The following is an 18,175-nucleotide window of genomic DNA, read 5'->3' on the forward strand; positions in this document are numbered from 1 at the left end:
CGAACAGTACAAGCGTTGTTGCATGCAGATCGGAGCATCCGGTCAGTCGTTTGGAATCCTTATCGACAGGATGCTGCCGTGATCCCGGTCGAAGCAGGCTTCATGCAGACACTTCGATCTGATCAGACACTCTGATAGGCAGCCTGATCCAGGCGGAAGGATGCCCCATGCGCATGGAAGACACGCTTTAGGCCTTCAATCGCTTGGTGTAACTCAGTCTCACTTCTACATTTCCGACTGGTGAGTGGGTAAAAGGCGTCAAGGTCCTGTCAAAGCATCCAGTCGTTCTGACACTGGATTGCCCTTTTGACTGTTCAACCTGCTTGATGTGAACAGGTTGGTAAGAGACGTTTGGTCCGCTCTCTGGGCACCTCTCACCACGCTGTTGCCCTGACCCGTTACTCCAGGGTTGATGCAGAGATGGAGAAGGGGTTAAAGGAACCACGAAAGCCCAAGAAACTCAGGAAACAAGTTCAAACGGTCAGTTGCTGGGAAGAGAGCACTGTCTTGGGTCTTAACCAAAAAGTATGGGTTGAACCTCTTGGAGAAGAGTTTCCATCTCTGAAGGTTTTAAGTTGACTAACCCAAGGCTGCAGGCTTCTCCATCACCACAGAAGACTTGAAAGAGCATCATCAAGCCCAGCCAGACCCATCTAATAGGGAGCTAGAGAGTGCGGCTGGCGGCAATCACCCCAACACCTACCCACTGACTGGGCCCTGCGATTGTGGGTGTGGTGGATATCCCAGTTACTAATTCTCTGGTTGTTGTAAAGTTGGTACTAATCTCATTGAAGAGCAGGCTACACACTCAAAGCCTTTAAATTGGCAGGTTTTTTGCCTTGATCACTCAAAAAAGAGCATAAATCAACCTCCAACAATCAGCACGATTGAGCACCACAATCATCAGATAAAACCACTTTGGGACATGATTGCTATAACCGTTAAAGACACCCAATACCCATTTCAGAAGAGCAACTCAAAGCTCCCTGGAGAAGGTCAAACCCGAACGCTCACTCCGGTTATGAAATCAAGGGAGGTTTAATTATGACAAGTCAGCACAAGGCACTTTGACTGAATGCTGATCCTGCGGACTTCAGTCGACCCTTATATTAACAGTGTCCGCACTTTTCTATAAAGGCCAACTTTCATGACCGAAAAGATGGGATGGTCTACCTATATGCGCAGAATGTGGATCTGTATAAGATCACATCCACGCCTGAGGTAATTACATATGCTACCGAATTGCTTGACATCAATTTTTTCAAATTATGCGTAACCATAACTCGTGAGTAGATCATGACTTGTTCCCTGAGTGAATCGGAATCGCGCCTGTTTTTCGTACGGTGGGGACTTTGGATCTGACTTAATTTGCTGACCTTGGAGCTTATGTCCAAACAAGACTTATTAGCACTGATGTCGTTTCCATGAAAGGAGGCCGCCCCTCCGGTTGGAAGAGACGGCCTAGCTCGTTCGTTCGCGCATGGTTTCACTCCATCACGTCGGGATGAAAGAAGCAAGCGAAGCAACTGGCTGCGGCGTCCCTGGGGCCATGACGTCCAGAGGTGGGGCTGATGCGGTTCCTGGGCACCTTTGGCGATGCAATGGAGTGTCGATCGACGTGGCGCACCTGATGTCTGCCTGTCGAAGGACCAGCCTCACGGATGGGTGGAAACTGTTGGAGCAGGGGGCCGTAAAGTCAGAAGACTTCTGTGATCTGGTTTGGTGGAGTGTCGGCTGTCATCAGCGCCTCCGATCTCGATATATACAGTTTTGTCGCCGGCAACCGCCAAGGCAATGAGCATGAAGGCGCATTGCCTTTGCGATGGTTGAGACCGAGATTTGGAACGGCGTGGACATGATCCGACGTTACCTATTGATGAGTGCCTACAAGCTTCTCTTGTCTGAGCTGGTCCATGCGGGCTTTTAATCACCGGATCAGTACCTTGCCTTCACGGGGCTGAGGGCATGGGTTTGCAACTCCAATCTGCCGACTTCCTGCATGACGACGGCCTCACTTACTGCATCAGGCGTGAGTCGTTGGATCAGGACTTCACGATCTACGAGAAACGAGATGGTGCATGGGTCGATTGTGGCCTCGATCAAGCTGTGAAGGATCTCAATTTCGCTGAATTCAAGCGACTTGGATTGCTGATCAAAACGATTATGGACGCCGATCGTTGGATCGCATGAAGCCATGCTCTGCTCTCTTTTGAGTTTCTACTGATCAAGAGTGGAATTGATCTCCAGAGCATCAGTCAAGTTGCTTTCGATGCGGAATGGATGACTGTGCACCTTGCACTGTGACGCAATGTTCAGCTGCACGGCAAGCGGTATTGATCGCTTCGCTGATCCCGCTGCCGTTACTGAGACCTGCAACGAGATATCCTAAAAACGTATCTCCAGCTGCAGTGGTGTCAACAGCAACTACATCCCTGGCTTGGTAGGTGATGATTTCTTCGCTGTCGGGAAGCGATACGACTCCTCCTTGGGAGCCCTGAGTTTTGACGATGATGGCGCTTGGACATTTATTTTTCAAATTCTGCATCTGATCGCCAGAGTCGCCGCCAAGTGCTTGAGCTTCGATTTCATTGACCACCAGCAGACCGATGCGACTGATGTCTAGTGTCTGGATTGTATTGGAAATGGGTGATGGATTCAGGCAAACAAACATCCCCCGTTCAATTGCTGTGTTCAGGATATGTGTGATTTCACTGGTTTCGTTCTGAATCATCAGAATCGAGTCTTGATCAAATTTTGAGAGGGTCTTTTCAATTTCTTGTTTGGTGATGTTCTGATTGGCGCCACCAAACAGAACGATGGTGTTTTCTCCGGAGCTGTCCACCTGGATCACGGCATGACCTGTGACGCCGTCTGAGATCACGACATTGCTGGTGTCAATCTGATCGTTTTGCAGGCCAGACAACATCCATTCTCCGTCATGACCTATTTTTCCTGCATGGTGTACATGTCCGCCGGCACGAGCTGCAGCTAATGCTTGATTGGCGCCTTTGCCTCCAGGAAAAATTTCTAGCGACTTGCTGTTGATTGTTTCTCCGGGAGAAGCGATTTCTTCGACCTGATAAACATAATCAATATTTAAAGAGCCGTAGCAAATGATTTGCGAATTTCTCAGCCTATGGATTTGACTATTCATTTTTTGATTTTATCCCTGAGATGCTGCGTTGGCAAGCAGAGTCAGTCCAGCAATGTAAAAGGCGAAAAGAGCAATTAAGTATTTGCCGGATCCTGTCGCGCCCTTGAATTCCTTCCAGGCAAATAGGCCCCATGCGGTTGCCATCAGGGGAGCTCCCTGGCCGAAGGTGTATGCAACGGCTGCCCCTGCGCGAGTCGACGCAAGGTAAAAACTCATTGTGCCTACAGCCCATATTATTCCTCCTAATACACCTCCGGTATGCTGAGCAGCTGGTTGCTTTGTGAATCGAGTTCGATCATCAGTTCTTGTGGGGATGATGGGGTATTTGATGGCATATGGGAAAAGAAGTATGGATGAAGCAATGATGCCCACTCCCATTATTGCGAAGGCTCCAAACACATCAAGAGATGCTTCTCCAGGCAAATCAGAGAAGGTTACAAGCGGAGACCACAGTGACATCAGCAACCCGCAGATCAGAGCAATGACAAGGCCTTTGGGTTTTTGATCTGTGCTGGTGGTTTTGATGCGTCCGTAGGCCAGAGATGCTGAGATCACCGCCAGAGCCATCATGATCATTCCAGCGGAGAACAGCGGAAGGTAACCCTGAGGATCAATCAGATAGTTCAGAATTCCACCAAGAATTGTTGCAATGCCAATCGAGATGGGGAATGCAACTGACATGCCGGCGATTTCAATTACTGCTACAAGCAGAAAGTTCGCTACATTGAATATAATGCCTCCTGTAAATGCGTAGGCGATGTGCTTAGGATCTGCATTGGCTATGTTTTCAAGGAAATTATTGCCTGTTGATGTATTGTTTCCGGCCAGAAAACCAAACAAAAAGGCTGATAACGTGACGCCTATTGAGTAGTCGAGATAGAAATATTCAAATCTGATGCCATTCGTCAATTTTTGAGTGTTTGCCCATGAGCCCCAGCAAACCAAATTGAGGATCATCACTGCGATAATTACTGAATAGCTTTGATTGGCGAGCATTGTTCATATTCTTTTTCATCCTTTACTGTATTGTCGGTTTCCGGCTCTGTCCAGTCTTCATAACTGCTGAAGTGCTCTATGTCACTTGAAGGGGTATTCGCTGCAGTGGCTGCTGTTGTCTGTCATCTTTCCTTGTTCAAAAGTTTATTGATCGGATGTGTGGTCCTGTCTGATTAGACCTTGCAGAGAGGTGCATTGAGCAAATTAAAACAGTCAGATGTGTTCGAGTTATTGATCGTTTTCGTCAGAGTGATTGAAGATTGCTTTGTTCTGTTGCTGTCGATGCATCGATTGGTTGAGACGATGTCAATCCGGTTCAGTTCAAGCACACTGTTTGTGATTAGTCTTGCTGACTGCTGGAGATCCTGCGCCGGATCCGTTTTCAGCGAGGCTCCACGCTCACGAGCAGTCCATCACGCGGTGTCGGACTGGGGATCTGCTTCAACGAGAGATCCTGATCTGGCACCAGCCGCAGCTGCAGTTGTTGGATCAGCCCCACGGTCATCAGCCTGATCTCCAGTTCGGCCAGGGCCTTGCCGAGGCAGACCCGCTCACCGCCTCCAAAAGGCAGCAGGGTCTGATTGAACGATCCATCCAGATGGCGCTGTGGTCGGAATGCGCTGATGTCACTGACTTCCTCTGCGTTGACTGACCCCAGCACCACCTGAATCACCCGATCCTTCGGTACCTCCACATCGGCTAACCGAATCGGCTGCAGATTGCGACGAAAGAAGCCTCCCACGGGCGGTGTGAGCCGCATCACCTCCAGAACCGTTGCATCCAGACGGGGTGATCGATGTGAGGCCTGGAAAGGCCAGGGTGATGCCAGCAGTTCCGGCAGCAACCAGCGCTCCACATCCGGGTTGAGCAGTAGAGCACGGAACAGACAGCTCAACGATGATGCTGTTGTCTCATAGCCTGCGAACAACAGGAGTAACAACTGCTCCACCAGGTCGTCGTCATCCAGTGGCATGTCGACCTCATCCAGACCACCGCTGAGCAGATCCAGACCACCCTGGCTGGAGTCGCTGCGTTTCAGCACCATTTTCAGACGAGCGAGCAACCGCTCCCGCGCAGCCAGTGCTCGGGCAAATGGGGTTCCAGGAACAGCCAGAGGAATGGAGAACAGGGCCTGGGTCCAGATCTCAAAGTCAGTGAACAGAGCATCGCGATCGCTGGCATCGAGCCCCAGCACGGTGGTGGCGATCACGGCAAAGGCAAAGCGTCGCATCTGGGCTGCCAGAGGCTGGGGAGCAGCGCTTTCCTGCAGCTCAAAGATCAGCTGCTCGATCAGAGCCTGGATCGATGGTGTGTAGCGGCAGAGTGCGCCGCTGGAGAACAGTTGCCCCACCACGCGACGGCGTGCTTTATGAGCCGACCCGCTGCGGTTGGCCAGCGACCTGCTGCCGAGCAGCTGCCGCACACTCTCCGGCCACCAGCCCTCGAGGGCTGCTCCCTGCTTCAGCAGATCGGAAATTGCCCGCTCACCCTGGATGAACACAATGCGCTGGGTCAGCAGACGGGTCTCAAAGACATCGCCATGGGCGGCAAAGCGTTTGCTGGCGAAGCCAGGGTCACTGAAAAATTCGAGCGTCTCCCTGAGGCCCGTGACAGCACCGGTGCTCGGACATGTCGCGACGCTCATCAAGACTGTTCTGCTGCTCCGAGAACCTATCGGCCCATGTCAGGGCTGGGGGCAGGTTCTGTCGTTGATGGCCGTCTGAAGACGCGTGAACTGAGAATCAGGGCGATCAGGAATCCGAGGAACTGCACCATCACCACGGAGGGCCCTGACGGCAGGTTGGTGAGTCCGGATGCCAGCAAGCCAAGCAGGGCACAGGTGCCTCCCAGGATCGAAGAAACAAACACATAGAGCGGGAAACGACGACAGAGCAGACGGCCCGCACAGGATGGAATCACGACAAAGGCGCTGATCAGCAGCACGCCAACCGCCTTGATCGACACCGCCACAACCACGGCGAGCAGAACGATGAAGGCCAGCCGGTGCCATCGGGTCTGGACACCGACAGCACCAGCAAGATCCTGATTCAGGGTCAGCAACACCTGTGCTCGCAGGCTCAGGCTCAGATAGATCAGTGCTGCCGCCAGCAGCATGCCGATCACGATCAGGTCCAGACCGCTGACCCCGAGAATGTCTCCAAACAGCAGCTGGCGAATTCCGCCCCGATAGCTCTCCACCAGGCTGAGAAACAGAATCGCTGCTGCCAGTGAGGTGGAATAGACAATGTTGAGCAGTGCATCCGTGGGGAGAGAGCTTCTCTCCACCAGCTGATTCACCAGGATGGCGAACAGCACCGCAAAGGGGATCAGAACCAGTGTGGGATTCACTCCGATCAGGATTCCAATCGTGATGCCAAGCAAGGCGGAGTGCCCAAGAGCATCGCTGAAAAAGGACAGTTCCCTGAGCACGGCAACACTGCCCAGCAACCCCCCAAGCGCCCCGGTGAGCAGGCCGCCGATCAGCGCGCGCTGCATGAAGGGTTCGGCGAGGACAAGCGCCAGTGCCTGAGTGTCAACCATGACACTGGTGTCTGTAAGGCACCATGTTGGGCCCGTACAGATCAAGGAGTCGCTCAGGCGTCAGGGTGTGATCGGGTGACCCACTGCAGCAGAGGCGGCGATTGAGTCCGAGCACCAGGTCGCTGCTGCGACGCACCATGTCGAGATCGTGAGAGACGTGCAGAACGGTCCATCCCTCCTGACGTCGCAGCTCCAGCAGCAGTTGCTGAAAGCGTTCGTTGGACGGCACATCAAGGCCTGCCTGGGCTTCATCGAGCACCAGCAGCTGACGGGCCCGCACGACGCAGAAGGAAAGCATCACGCGTTTGATCTGTCCTCCGGACAGTTCACTGAGAAGACGGTTCCTCAGGTCGATGCAACCGGTGCGATCCAGTGCCCTCTCAACGGCGGCCTTGCGTTTGCGGTAGTGATGCCAGGGCCAGCGTGGTCCTGGAGGATCAAATCCGAAACCGACGAATTCGGCCACCGTCAGGGGAAAACGTCCCTGCAGGGCCAGACTCTGCGGAACGTAGGCAATCTGAGATCGGATGGCACCGGGGAGGTCGCCGTTGGCGGAAAGCTTTTCTCCCAGAATCTGAACCGTTCCTTGCTTTCTTGGCAGCAGCCCGAGCAAGGCGGCCACCAGAGTGCTCTTGCCGGCGCCGTTGGGTCCAACCACGGCGGTCTCGCTCTCACTCGGGAGTTCGAACGAGACCTGTTCAACGGCGAGGCGCCCTGACCGTTCAACCGACAGATCGCTCACCACCACCACCGGGTTGGGCATCAAACGTCAGTCCCCAATGGCTTGAGTCAGATTGTTGACGTTGGAGCGCATCACCTCAAAGTAAGTTCCAGGCTTCTTGGCGGACTCTGCTGAGCCGGTCTCGAGAGGGTTGAACTCAACGATATTCACTCCAAGATCTTTCGCCAAGGCATTGAAGGAACGGTTGCCTTCCTGAGGTTCAGTGAGCAGGGCTTTCAGACCTGATTCCTTGACCTGAGTGGCGACCCTTTGCAGATCGGCCGGGCTGGGATTCATCTCCGGCAGGTCAACCAGAAATTCCGCTTTAAGGGAATAACGGTTGGCGAAATAGGTGGCGAAGTCGTGGAAGGCCACGAAAGTCTTGCCGCTGTAAGGCTTGAGCTTGGCAGTGAACTCCGTGTTCAGCTCCTTGAGCTTGGCGGTGTATTGGTCGGCATTCTTCCTGTATCCCTCTGCGCAACTGGGATCGGCTTTGACCAGGCCGTCTCTGATGTTCTCAACCTGCTGGGCAGCGCGAACCGGGTCGAGCCAGATGTGGGGGTCATATTCACCATGGCTGTGTCCATGGCCGTGATTGTGGTCATCATCATCGTCATGGTGTTCACCCTCATGGTGTTCACCGTCGTGATGGTCATCGTCGTGGTGCTCACCGTCGTGATGATCATCACCGTGCTCGTCATGATCATCGTGGCCGCCACCGGCCGCTTTGATCGTTTCCACACCCTTGCTGGAATCGATCACAACCAGATCCTTGTTGTCAGCGGAGTCGATGAGGTCGTCGAGGAATTCCTCCATCTCCAGTCCATTTTTGACCAGAACATTCGCTCCGCTGAGATCCGTCAGGTCGGAGGGTGTGGCCTGAAAATCATGGGGCCCCAGATTGGGCGGGATCAATGATGTGACCTCCGCGCAGTCGCCGGCCACCGCTTCCGTGAACAGTGTGATCGGCAGGAAAGTGCTGACCACCTTCACTTCTTTGCCCTGGCTTGTCTCGTTGTTGGTTGCATTTGGTGTCCCGCAGGCCACCAGGCCGATCAGGAGAGGGATGGCGCTCAGGCGCGAAAAAACAGAAGCCATTCAGTTGTGAAAGCCGGAACGAGAGGGATGGTCCTGAGCTCGGTGAAACTCAGTCCCCAGGAATGATAATCATTATCGCAGCAGTTGATCAACTTCATTAGTGTGTGGATGCGCGCTGCTCAGTACTGATGTATCAAAAAGTACCCGTCACGATTTTGACCGGCTATCTGGGTTCTGGAAAGACAACATTGTTGAACAAAATATTAAGTGAAGAACATGGCAAACGTATTGCCGTGATTGAGAATGAGTACGGGGAGGTAGGCATTGATCAAGGGCTTGTGATCAATGCTGATGAAGAGGTTTTTGAGATGTCCAATGGGTGTATCTGTTGCACAGTTAGAGGGGATTTGATCCGGGTTCTGGGGAACCTGATGAAGCGACGCGACAAATTTGATTACGTCCTCGTTGAAACCACCGGACTTGCGGATCCTGGCCCGGTTGCCCAGACCTTTTTCATGGATGATGAAATCCGGGACGAATTCACCCTTGATGGAATTGTCACGCTCATTGATGCTGCCCATATTGACCAACAACTTAAGCGGAGCAATGAGAGCTCTGAACAAGTGGCATTTGCTGATGTGCTGATTCTCAACAAGTCTGATCTTGTGCCTGAAGAATCACTGGTGAAGCTGGAGTCCCGCCTCCGTGACATGAACACGATGGCCCGTGTGGTGCGCAGCACCCAGGCTGAAGTACCGATCGAGACTGTTCTGAACCTGAGTGCCTTTGACCTTGATCAGATCCTGGCGCGTCGTCCCACATTCCTGGAGCCGGAATACCCCTTTGAATGGACCGGTGTTTACCAACTTGAGCCAGGTCACTACGAGATGACTCTCGAAGAGGGCCCTGATCCTGAGATGTCTTTGGTTGCCATCCCAGGGCAGAAAGCTGATGAAGATGCCCTGAAGCAGAGTGCAGAGCAGTGCGTTCGCTTGTTCGCCCAGTCAGCTCAATCCCTCAGGCCAGGTGATTCGATTGCTCCCAATCAGCATCTCAGTCTTGAGCTGGATTCAAAAGGCACGAAATCTTTTCTGTTCGATGTCAAGAGCGAAGAAACGATTGGTTTCTATGCCCAGCACACGGCCGAGGAGTTTGACCTGCGGATCGTCAAGGCGGGGCAATCAGTGAGCCCGGTCAAAGAGCGCATCTGGGTTGCAGAGCATGAGCATGATGATGAGGTCGGCTCAATTGCCATTGAGCGTGAGGGCAATGTTGACCCTGAAAAGCTCAACCAGTGGATTGGAACACTGCTGGCGGAAAAAGGGGTGGACATTTTCAGAACCAAGGGCTTCATCAGCTATCAGAACGAATCACGGAGGGTTGTGTTTCAGGGCGTCCATATGCTGTTCACCGCCCAGCCTGGGGAGGAGTGGGGAGAAGCACCGCGCTGTAATCAGCTCGTGTTCATCGGCCGTAATCTTGATGAGGCTCAGATGCGCAAGGACTTTGACGAATGCCTGATCTGAAGGCGTTTGCCCCCCAGGGCATGCTTCATGAGGGTTGGACTGCCCAGGTTGATGACTATGCCCTGGCCTGTGGATGGACTGGCGATGGAGACAACCTCCTTGTCGGTGATGTTGCCGGTGGCCTGTCTCTGTTTGCAGGCAAGACAGGTGAACTGATCTGGAGCAAAAACAACATTCACCAGGGCGGTTTATTGGCTCTGGCGATACATCCGAAAGGAGACCTGTTCGCCACATCCGGTCAAGATGGATGCGTTCTGATCTGGGATAGTCAGCGAGGAGAAATCCTGCATTCGATCATGCCTGGGAAGGGCTGGGTCGAACATCTCGCCTGGTCAGTCAGCGGCGACATGCTCGCTGTTGCCGCATCAAAAAACGTTCACATCTATCACCCTGATGGAGTTGAAAGATGGCGTACTGAGGAACACCCCAGCACGGTCAGTGCGATCTCCTGGTCGAAGCCTGATGAGCTCGCCACAGCCTGCTACGGAAAGGTCAGCTTCTTTGACATCACCAGGCAACAAGTGGCTCAGGAGCTGAAATGGCAGGGATCGCTGGTCTCCATGGTGCTGAGTCCCGACGGAGACATCGTGGCCTGCGGCAGCCAGGACAATTCCGTGCATTTCTGGCGTCGTTCAACCGGGCTGGATGCTGAGATGACGGGATATCCGGGCAAGCCCAGTCAACTGGCGTTCGATCAGAGCGGTCAGTTTCTGGCCACCGGTGGCAGTGATCAGATCATTGTCTGGAATTTTCAGGGTGATGGACCTGAAGGATCATTGCCTGGGCAGCTTGTGCTCCATCCCGAGCCGATTTCGACGCTGGCTTTTGCGCATGATGGACTGATCTTGGCCTCAGGTGCGCGAGATGGTTCGGTGTTCGTCTGGCTGCTTGATCACAATGGTGATGGCAATCCACTGGGAGGTGCCTTCACCGCTGAGAAGATCAGTGCGGTGTGCTGGAAGCCGGACGACACCGCATTGGCGGCAATCGATTCCGATGGACGAGTCTCTGTGTGGCCGTTCAAAATTCGTGGCTGACCTCTGATCGAGCCCTCTGCTTGGAATGTTTGAACTGTCCCCAACCATTCAGCGCAACAGGATCCGGCAATTGCTGGGGCGTGAGTTCCATATCGCCAAAAGAAAGATCCACTGGTTCATCGGTGGCCAGTCCTGGGCTGCTCGCTCGGACTCCCTGGTGATCCGTCATCGGAAGTTCCACCATCAGTCGTTGATTCTCCGCCCTTTGCGTGGGGTTGCTCTGCAGCTTCAGCAGAACAAACGCAGGAATCTCGAGCTGGCCATTGCCCGATTGGACCGTGTTGTTTTGCGCCCTGGCGACACTTTTTCAGTGTGGAAGCTGGTTGGTCGTCCCTCCAGAAGCAAGGGTTATCTGGATGGATTGGTTTTAAAACAGGGCAAGATCGCTCAAGGTCCGGGAGGGGGACTTTGTCAGCTGGGTAATCTCCTGTTCTGGATTGCAGGGCACAGTCCTCTCACGCTCACCGAGCGTTGGCGGCATGGATTTGATGTTTTCCCTGATGTGAATCGATCGATTCCTTTCGGGGCAGGAGCAACACTGGCTTACAACTATGTTGACCTTCAGTTGACCAATCACACGCCCTATTGCTTTCGCTTGCATTTATGGCTGGATGAGACGCATCTGCACGGTGAGCTCTTCTGTGACACCAACTATTCCTCGACTTACGTCCTGGAAGAGCGTCATCACCAGATCAAGCAACAGGTCTGGGGTGGCTATTCCAGGCACAATCAGATCTTCCAGATTCAACAGAACATGGATGGCTCCAGCTCGGAAAAGTTGCTGGTGGAGAACCATGCTCTGATGCTGTATGAGCCTTTGTTGACAGCGGCTTAAGCCGTGGATGGTGGTTATGGCTATCGAGGTGGAGTGACGTGTGTCTCTGCCCATGGACTGGATGCTGCTGCTGTTGATTGCTGCTTCACATCTGGCCAGCGCCTTCCTGGCTGCAACGATTGCGCAGTAGAAGGCTCGTAACAGCCGGATGTGGTTTTGCGCGGGCCTGCTGTTCGGGCTGCTGGGACTGATCGCTGCTGCTGGTCTTCCCGATCGTCACCAGATTGTTTATCTGCGCCATCTGGCTGAAGCCCAGGGCTACAGAAACAAAAGGGGATCCGGGAAGAAATGAGGCTGTAAAACTCAGATGTCTAGGCGTGACAAAGCGAATGCAGTGGCCGAATGGTTGCCAAATGTCACCATGGCAAGCCCAGTGCGGAGGAGGATTGGAGCATCGGCTTCACCGGCTGTCGCTTTTGCTGATCAATGCGATTCGTCAGGTTCGGCGGTGAAGTTGCTGCTGATATCGGCGTGCCAGTCCCAGGCTGCAGCTTCGCCATGCTTGATCTCCAACTCTTGTGCCCGACTGGCTGCGAAAGCCAGTCGTTGTGAAAGGTATTGAATATTTCGCAACCAATGAGAATTTTCCCCTTGAAGTTTTCTTATCTCACGCTCAAGCAACTCAACATAATCCCTGACTGCAGGATGGGCTTCGCCGAGGTTGTCCATCGCAATCCTCAGGAAGTCTTTGTCAATGTTCATGAAACCTCATCCAGTTTGATCTCCCTTAGGATGAATCCACATGTGAACGATGGCCATAATCCGTTGATTGGATGCCTGGGGTGGGCAGTTCTTTGCGCATCTTGCATGCTTAACAGTTCCTGGAGCGTTGTCGGGACGACTCCTGAACGATACAAAGTGCGGTTTGTCTGGTCGCCCGCCATCAGTTTTGGCAATGCAGTGGGTTGCGCTCACTGCTAGAAAGTTGATGTGATTGACTTCTGAATATGGACGATTCGAACAAAAATAAGCAGCTTGAGGTCTTTGAAGCGCAACTGCTGGATCTCCTCCCTGAAGAGCAGCGCCAACACGTTCTGCAAGTGGAAGAGCTGATGGAGCTGGCCGGCAGTGCATCGACTGAGCGTGAGCTGGAGCGATATTTAGATGCTGAAGTCATCATCGAAAGCTTGGAAGAATCAAGCAGTGAACTTCATGGCTTTCTGCGTGGGATTGAAGCGGCGATACATGCCAGAAAAGATCAACTTGATGAGCCCTTTCGTGATGAATTTTTGATTCGACAGTTCATGAAACTACCTTTGACAGTCCAGCACTCAGTGGCTGACAGCTTTTGGCAGGTGGATGCAAGCATTGCTCAGATATTAAGTCGTGTTATGAGCCTTACGGAGCAGGAAAAAAGTGCCTTGACTATCTGGCTTGATAATGCTGAAAAATTGTCCGATTAACATTCGAGTGGTCTTGAATCACATGTTTGTAGGCTTGTGATCCATGGCATGTGCGACCATTTCAAGTGGTGGCGATGTTGTCTGCCAGTCGTGGTGTTGAGTGTTTCGGCAGGTTGAATCGCTGGCCAAGCGCTGCCGGCCTAAGTTCTCGTTGCACTTGCCACTCAACACTGGCCGCTGCTTTTGCCCCGAGATGTGCAGTCACTTTGATGGATGACCTGTTGGCCCAGTGAGTCTTCCGTTTGATTTCACTTCGTTGTCGTGACACCAGCTGCCAGATGTCGTGACGATGGCTGGTTCTGTTGAGTTGGCGTGGCCTGGCTTTGTAGAAGATCAGGTCAAAACGGGCGAAATCCTTTCACAGAAAAAATCATCAATCCCGTTCACGTTGTGCAGCCTTGACAGCTTGCTGAATCCACTGGCGGCCTGGACAACATCTGTGATTCGTGGCAGTTCATACCAGCGATTCACGGCCATTGGTTCTTCGTCTCTGATCTGTGATCGATCACACATCAGCTTGTGTTCAGTTGCGGTGTCATGCCACCACCTGCAGCCGATTCATGGGTTCAGTCCCCAGACCTCAAAGCTCCTCCTCCGGCTCATCCATGAACAGCGCTGCGGAGGAGTCGGTTTGCGTCCGGTTCTGGATGAATGGCTGCTCTCAGGTCGCCCATGTGAGTCGCTCCAGCCTCGGTCGCTACCGCCGTGATCTGCTGGCGACAGGTGCAGTGCTGTTGAACTGAATCATTGGATGGCGCTGCCTGTGGACTCGCGTCGGTCGTCCAGAAGCACAGGGTGATTTCCTGGAGTGACCGATCCGGATCTTGTCTTGGACCCTCTGCTGATCGCAGCTCTGTTGCTGGTGGCCATCGCTTTTGCTTCCTGCTCTGGTCTGTTGATTGCCCTGCTCGGATTGCAGCGGGTCTTTTCGATCGCCCCTTGCCTCGAGGCAGCTCCGGAGATTGATCCGCCGGACACTTCGCTGTGCGTGGTCATCCCCGCCTACAACGAAGCCGAGAACATCGCTCCTTGCTTGAGCAGTGTGCTCAACAGTGATCCTCCTTGCAATGAGTGGCAGGTGCTGGTGGTGGATGACGACTCCACGGATGTCACCGCTGAAAGCGCCATGCTCGAAGCGTCCGGTCGCAACGCTGACGATCCTTCGTTTGAGCTGCTCCGGGCCGGTCCGCGCCCTGTCGGTGAGCGCTGGGTCGGTAAGAACTGGGCCTGCAGTCAAGCCATGGAACAGGTGCGCAGCCACTGGGTGCTGTTCATCGATGCCGATGTACGTCTGCAGCCGCAAGCCTTGCGCCGAGCTCTCGCTCAGGCGATCCGGGAGGAGGCGGATCTGTTCAGCCTTGCGCCGCGGCTCGACTGCGGCTGCCTGGCGGAATGGATGGTGCAGCCGATCATGGCCAGCCTGCTGGGTCTGGGCTTTCCGATCGAGGCCACCAATGACCCTGATTCGGCGGTGGCTTTCGCGGCAGGGCCGTTCATGCTTTTCCGCCGCAGTGCCTACGAGGCCATCGGCGGACATCGCGCTCTCGCTTCCGAGGTGGTGGAGGATCTGGCCCTGGCCAGGGGCATCAAGGCCGGTGGCTTCCGCTTGCGTTACCTGCTTGGTCTGGATGCTGTTGATCTGCGTATGTATGCCGATCTGCCATCACTCTGGGAGGGGTGGACCAAAAACTGGTTGATCGGACTTGATCGCAATGTGGGCAAGGCTCTCGGTGCCGCAGGCGTGGTTGTGCTGATGTTCAGTGTTCCCTGGCTGCTGCTGCCCTCGGCGCTAGTGCTGCTCTGGGTGTTGCCGCAGTTGTCGGTCTGGTGGCTGCTGTTGCTGGGGTTGTCGTTGCTGGGGATCGGGCAGCAGCTGGCCCTGCGTTTCTGGCAGCGAAGGCGCTTTGATGTGCCGCTCACCTACTGGTGGCTGATGGGTGCCGGCGGCCTGCTGCTGGGAGCGATCGGACCGGTGTCGGTGTGGCGTACGCTCACCGGCCGCGGCTGGACCTGGAAAGGTCGTCAGCTGGCTTGATCAGTGCAGTCAGTCTCTTTTGTTAGGGTTTGTCGTTCAGCTTGGTTTTAAATAAATTGTGCATCATCAATAATTCCCGATCGAAATAGTACGTCAATAATATTAAACGTTTCAGCCATTGAAAGATCATTCTTGAGTTTGATAAGTGCTTCGGATACCGTCATAGACGAATCACGCAATAGTTCCACCAGCCTGATGAATGCCTCGGGATTCTTGATCCCGCCTAGTTTGCAGGTGAGTTTGTTGTGAGTAATAAAGAGGTCATCTTTTTCAACGTAAGGTGATGTTGATGGCTTCAATTGAATGGGATCATCAACTTTTAAATCCAGCTTCATTTTGCCCATTAAACGATCAATTGCTTTGACAAAATCATCAAATTGATCAAATGTTTCCTCGCCATAAATTCGATAGCCAAGAGGCCACTGGTCGCTTGCCGGGCAGGGACTGATCAGTTTGATTGAACCTGCTGGCATGTTGATCAAAAAACCGGAAACACATGCAATCGTTGAGCTTCCAACATCATCTTGATGTTCTTTCTCCATAGACGACATCTTGATACGGGCACGCCCAGCTGTCGCCTTGATCGAGAGACCTTCTGAATTTTGTGCAATCAATTCCACATGCAACAAGTCTTCAGGGCTGTAATTCTCAAACACCTTTTTCATAATATTCTTTGACAAAACAGAAAAACGATTGATGGTTTTCTCCTTGCCAGAGGAAGCTTTTAAAAATGCTTTGATCCTTTCAATATTGTTCAATGGTTGAGCCGTTGTCGTTTGAGGGTATCTGCCAAACTCATTTTTAAAATCAGACATGAACTTTTCATAGTCGGGGTTGTCGAACGGATCTGTTGCCCAATAGCAAAATCCACCTTTGGACCCTTCGCCAATTCTTTGATGAAGATGATGCAAAATCTGCCTCCAGAGTACAGCGTTGGAGGCATTATATTCAAATATTTTGGTTAATTTAGGCGCATCAACACCGCAGAACCAACATCCAACAGAGCAACCTTGATTCAGTTCAATTGCAAAAGGTGCATGAACAACTGCCGCTGATTGTGCTCTGCCAACCTGCCACATAAATCGATTCATCTGTCTTTGACGCCATTGCTTAAAGGCAGGATTGTCGGGGGTGCACTCCTGGTTGCGTAACCGCTCTTTGATTAACTCTTTTTCTCGAAGGAAGAGAATATAGCGTCGTACATCTTCGGTTAAATCACCTTCCTTGCTGTTGATATCCCAGAGTGGACGTAAAGCCTGTGGATCAATGTTCAGCTCCTGGCAGAATTGATTTTTATGGCCGGCAAGAATGCCTTCGCGAAAATCGCTATCTGATGAATAGGCTTCAAGGAAGCGTTTTGTGGTTGCAATTGATCTTAAGTATTCTGGGTTTAATTCACTGGACTCTGAATAAACGCACAGCTCTGGAGGGACAGATGCTGCGTTCGCACATGCTTTCAATTCGTTGATGGTTGTCATTGTGTTCAGCCCAGATCGATCTTTTTGTTGATTTCTTGACTGCGAAGACCGTGATCATTAAAGGGATAAAGAATAGCTACTAGACCTGCCATTACAATTGTTAAAATAGCGACAACATTGACCACACACGTCTCGTTGACCATTGTTAATTCACCGGCTGTTGCAGCTTCAAGCATCTGATCCTCTGTTAATGACAGATCGATTTGATCAGGTTGTTTAGGTATAATAATGTAATTTGTGGTATCAGTGTTTTGCAAGATTGTCAGGCTTTGACCATCTTGCAATGGATGCGACTTGATGTAGTCATCTAGCACTGGCAAGGCGCTTTCAATGTCTTTGCCCGGGAGGACAATGTTCTTGATCTTATCTGTGTCTTGTTTGGCGATAAACTTGACTCCTTCTGGCATAGAAAGCCCAGCTTCTCTGCATAAAGTCAGAGGATCTTCAAGAAATCGCGAGCAGTAATCTGAATCCTTCCAACAGCGTACAATGAGAGTTGATATGATCGCTAAATTCTTGTCTGAATCTTGAGAGGGCATTGAAACCATTCAAGAACTATATTGGATCTAGCCAGACAGATGAGCTCGGATCCAAAATCACAGAATCAATGCATAATCTTTACTTGTCTTGACCTGATCTAGATAGAAGTTGAGTCAAGGTTGGCACTTATCTCCCCGAGACATGCAGAGGTAACGGAAAAGATGAGCTCACTGGTCTTTCACCCGTCAACACTCTGCTGACTGTTGTTGCCAGATATATAGTGATAATGGATTCGTCTACTTGAAGATCGATGTGATTGTTTTTTGAATATGTACGATTCGAAAGAAAAGCATCTTGAGGGCTTTGAAGCGCGACTTTTGGAACTTCTCCCTGTCGAGCAGTGCCAGCATGTTCTTCAAGTGGAAGAGCTGATGGAGCTGGCAGGCAGTGCATCGACTGAGCGTGAGCTGGAGCGATATTTAGATTCAGAAGTCATCATGGAAGCCTTGGACGAATCAAACAGTGAACTTCATGGCTTCCTGCGTGGGATTGAAGCGGCGATGCATGGCCGAAAAGATCAACTTGATGAGCCCTTTCGTGATGGTTTTTTGATTCGACAGTCCATGAAACCACCTTTGACAGTTCAGCACTCACTGGCTGACAGCTTCTGGCAGGTGGATGCAAGCATTGCTGAGATATTAAGTGGTGTCGTGAGCCTTGCGGAGCAGGTCAAAAGTGCCTTGATGATCTGGTTAGATCATGCTGAGAAATTGTCCGATTAACATTCGAGTGCTTTTGAATCACGTGTATAGAGGCTTGTGATCCATGGCATGTGCGACAACTTCAAGCATTGACGACGTTGTCTGTCAGTCGTGGTGTTGAGTGTTCCTGCAGGGTGAATCGTTGCCCGAACGCTGCTGGCTCAGGGGCT

19 protein-coding genes are annotated in these 18,175 nt (G+C 52.3%); 9 read left to right on the forward strand and 10 right to left on the reverse strand.

The features are described from left to right. Nucleotides 1-1,965 precede the first annotated feature (1,965 nt). Complete coding sequence (locus tag SIB58_RS04090) at nucleotides 1,966-2,190, forward strand: hypothetical protein (protein WP_067326245.1); 225 nt, start codon at nucleotides 1,966-1,968, stop codon at nucleotides 2,188-2,190. A 61-nt stretch (nucleotides 2,191-2,251) separates the two neighbouring features. Here SIB58_RS04090 and SIB58_RS04095 read toward each other — a convergent pair whose 3' ends face one another. The 6 genes from SIB58_RS04095 to SIB58_RS04120 form a co-directional block, all read right to left on the reverse strand. Next, nucleotides 2,252-3,154, reverse strand: a complete 903-nt coding sequence (locus SIB58_RS04095; protein ID WP_067326242.1) for a ribokinase — start codon at nucleotides 3,152-3,154, stop codon at nucleotides 2,252-2,254. A 9-nt stretch (nucleotides 3,155-3,163) separates the two neighbouring features. Then, the gene (locus SIB58_RS04100) at nucleotides 3,164-4,150 is read right to left on the reverse strand and encodes a GRP family sugar transporter (RefSeq protein WP_066908028.1); all 987 of its coding nucleotides are present in this window, start codon (nucleotides 4,148-4,150) and stop codon (nucleotides 3,164-3,166) included. Between the two features lie 382 nt (nucleotides 4,151-4,532). Then, nucleotides 4,533-5,795: a cytochrome P450 gene (locus SIB58_RS04105; RefSeq protein ID WP_066908025.1), complete on the reverse strand. Its 1,263-nt coding sequence runs from the start codon at nucleotides 5,793-5,795 to the stop codon at nucleotides 4,533-4,535. 26 nt (nucleotides 5,796-5,821) lie between these two features. Beyond that, nucleotides 5,822-6,691 (reverse strand): metal ABC transporter permease, encoded by an 870-nt coding sequence (locus SIB58_RS04110; protein ID WP_066908022.1) that lies wholly within the window; start codon nucleotides 6,689-6,691, stop codon nucleotides 5,822-5,824. Then, the gene (locus SIB58_RS04115; protein WP_066908019.1) at nucleotides 6,684-7,454 is read right to left on the reverse strand and encodes a metal ABC transporter ATP-binding protein; all 771 of its coding nucleotides are present in this window, start codon (nucleotides 7,452-7,454) and stop codon (nucleotides 6,684-6,686) included. The genes SIB58_RS04110 and SIB58_RS04115 overlap by 8 nt, the downstream gene beginning before the upstream one ends. Before the next feature lie 6 nt (nucleotides 7,455-7,460). Next, on the reverse strand, nucleotides 7,461-8,510 hold the full coding sequence (locus SIB58_RS04120; RefSeq protein ID WP_066908016.1) for a metal ABC transporter solute-binding protein, Zn/Mn family: 1,050 nt from the start codon (nucleotides 8,508-8,510) through the stop codon (nucleotides 7,461-7,463). Between the two features lie 128 nt (nucleotides 8,511-8,638). Between SIB58_RS04120 and SIB58_RS04125 the strand changes: the two genes are divergently transcribed. From SIB58_RS04125 to SIB58_RS04140, 4 genes are all read left to right on the forward strand, one after another. Continuing rightward, on the forward strand, nucleotides 8,639-9,976 hold the full coding sequence (locus tag SIB58_RS04125; RefSeq protein ID WP_066908012.1) for a CobW family GTP-binding protein: 1,338 nt from the start codon (nucleotides 8,639-8,641) through the stop codon (nucleotides 9,974-9,976). Next, the gene (locus SIB58_RS04130; protein WP_066908007.1) at nucleotides 9,964-11,013 is read left to right on the forward strand and encodes a WD40 repeat domain-containing protein; all 1,050 of its coding nucleotides are present in this window, start codon (nucleotides 9,964-9,966) and stop codon (nucleotides 11,011-11,013) included. Before SIB58_RS04125 ends, SIB58_RS04130 begins: the two co-directional genes overlap by 13 nt. Before the next feature lie 25 nt (nucleotides 11,014-11,038). After that, entirely contained in the window at nucleotides 11,039-11,848 is an 810-nt protein-coding gene (locus SIB58_RS04135) for a VanW family protein (protein WP_066908004.1), read from the forward strand. 148 nt (nucleotides 11,849-11,996) lie between these two features. After that, nucleotides 11,997-12,140 (forward strand): hypothetical protein, encoded by a 144-nt coding sequence (locus SIB58_RS04140; protein ID WP_231857084.1) that lies wholly within the window; start codon nucleotides 11,997-11,999, stop codon nucleotides 12,138-12,140. A gap of 131 nt (nucleotides 12,141-12,271) precedes the next feature. Here SIB58_RS04140 and SIB58_RS04145 read toward each other — a convergent pair whose 3' ends face one another. Continuing rightward, nucleotides 12,272-12,550, reverse strand: coding sequence for a hypothetical protein (locus SIB58_RS04145; protein ID WP_066908000.1), 279 nt, complete (start codon nucleotides 12,548-12,550; stop codon nucleotides 12,272-12,274). A gap of 245 nt (nucleotides 12,551-12,795) precedes the next feature. Between SIB58_RS04145 and SIB58_RS04150 the strand changes: the two genes are divergently transcribed. Next, the gene (locus SIB58_RS04150; RefSeq protein WP_066907997.1) at nucleotides 12,796-13,251 is read left to right on the forward strand and encodes a hypothetical protein; all 456 of its coding nucleotides are present in this window, start codon (nucleotides 12,796-12,798) and stop codon (nucleotides 13,249-13,251) included. A 61-nt stretch (nucleotides 13,252-13,312) separates the two neighbouring features. Here SIB58_RS04150 and SIB58_RS04155 read toward each other — a convergent pair whose 3' ends face one another. Beyond that, on the reverse strand, nucleotides 13,313-13,456 hold the full coding sequence (locus SIB58_RS04155) for a hypothetical protein (protein WP_414494701.1): 144 nt from the start codon (nucleotides 13,454-13,456) through the stop codon (nucleotides 13,313-13,315). A 400-nt stretch (nucleotides 13,457-13,856) separates the two neighbouring features. Between SIB58_RS04155 and SIB58_RS04160 the strand changes: the two genes are divergently transcribed. Beyond that, on the forward strand, nucleotides 13,857-13,994 hold the full coding sequence (locus tag SIB58_RS04160; protein ID WP_156487688.1) for a hypothetical protein: 138 nt from the start codon (nucleotides 13,857-13,859) through the stop codon (nucleotides 13,992-13,994). A gap of 65 nt (nucleotides 13,995-14,059) precedes the next feature. Beyond that, nucleotides 14,060-15,286, forward strand: a complete 1,227-nt coding sequence (locus SIB58_RS04165; RefSeq protein WP_369813430.1) for a glycosyltransferase — start codon at nucleotides 14,060-14,062, stop codon at nucleotides 15,284-15,286. A 47-nt stretch (nucleotides 15,287-15,333) separates the two neighbouring features. On the opposite strand, the gene SIB58_RS04170 is transcribed toward SIB58_RS04165, so the two are convergent. Together SIB58_RS04170 and SIB58_RS04175 are read right to left on the reverse strand one after the other, a co-directional pair. After that, on the reverse strand, nucleotides 15,334-16,764 hold the full coding sequence (locus tag SIB58_RS04170) for a radical SAM family RiPP maturation amino acid epimerase (RefSeq protein WP_067326239.1): 1,431 nt from the start codon (nucleotides 16,762-16,764) through the stop codon (nucleotides 15,334-15,336). A 5-nt stretch (nucleotides 16,765-16,769) separates the two neighbouring features. After that, nucleotides 16,770-17,312 carry a hypothetical protein gene (locus SIB58_RS04175; protein ID WP_066907984.1) on the reverse strand — a complete coding sequence of 181 codons (543 nt, stop codon included), beginning with the start codon at nucleotides 17,310-17,312 and terminating at the stop codon, nucleotides 16,770-16,772. Nucleotides 17,313-17,567: 255 nt separating this feature from the next. Between SIB58_RS04175 and SIB58_RS04180 the strand changes: the two genes are divergently transcribed. Beyond that, complete coding sequence (locus tag SIB58_RS04180; RefSeq protein WP_156486626.1) at nucleotides 17,568-18,026, forward strand: hypothetical protein; 459 nt, start codon at nucleotides 17,568-17,570, stop codon at nucleotides 18,024-18,026. Nucleotides 18,027-18,175 lie beyond the last annotated feature (149 nt).

Origin of the sequence: Synechococcus sp. MIT S9504 (assembly GCF_047497135.1) — a bacterium.
Taxonomy (GTDB): Bacteria; Cyanobacteriota; Cyanobacteriia; order PCC-6307; family Cyanobiaceae; genus Synechococcus_C.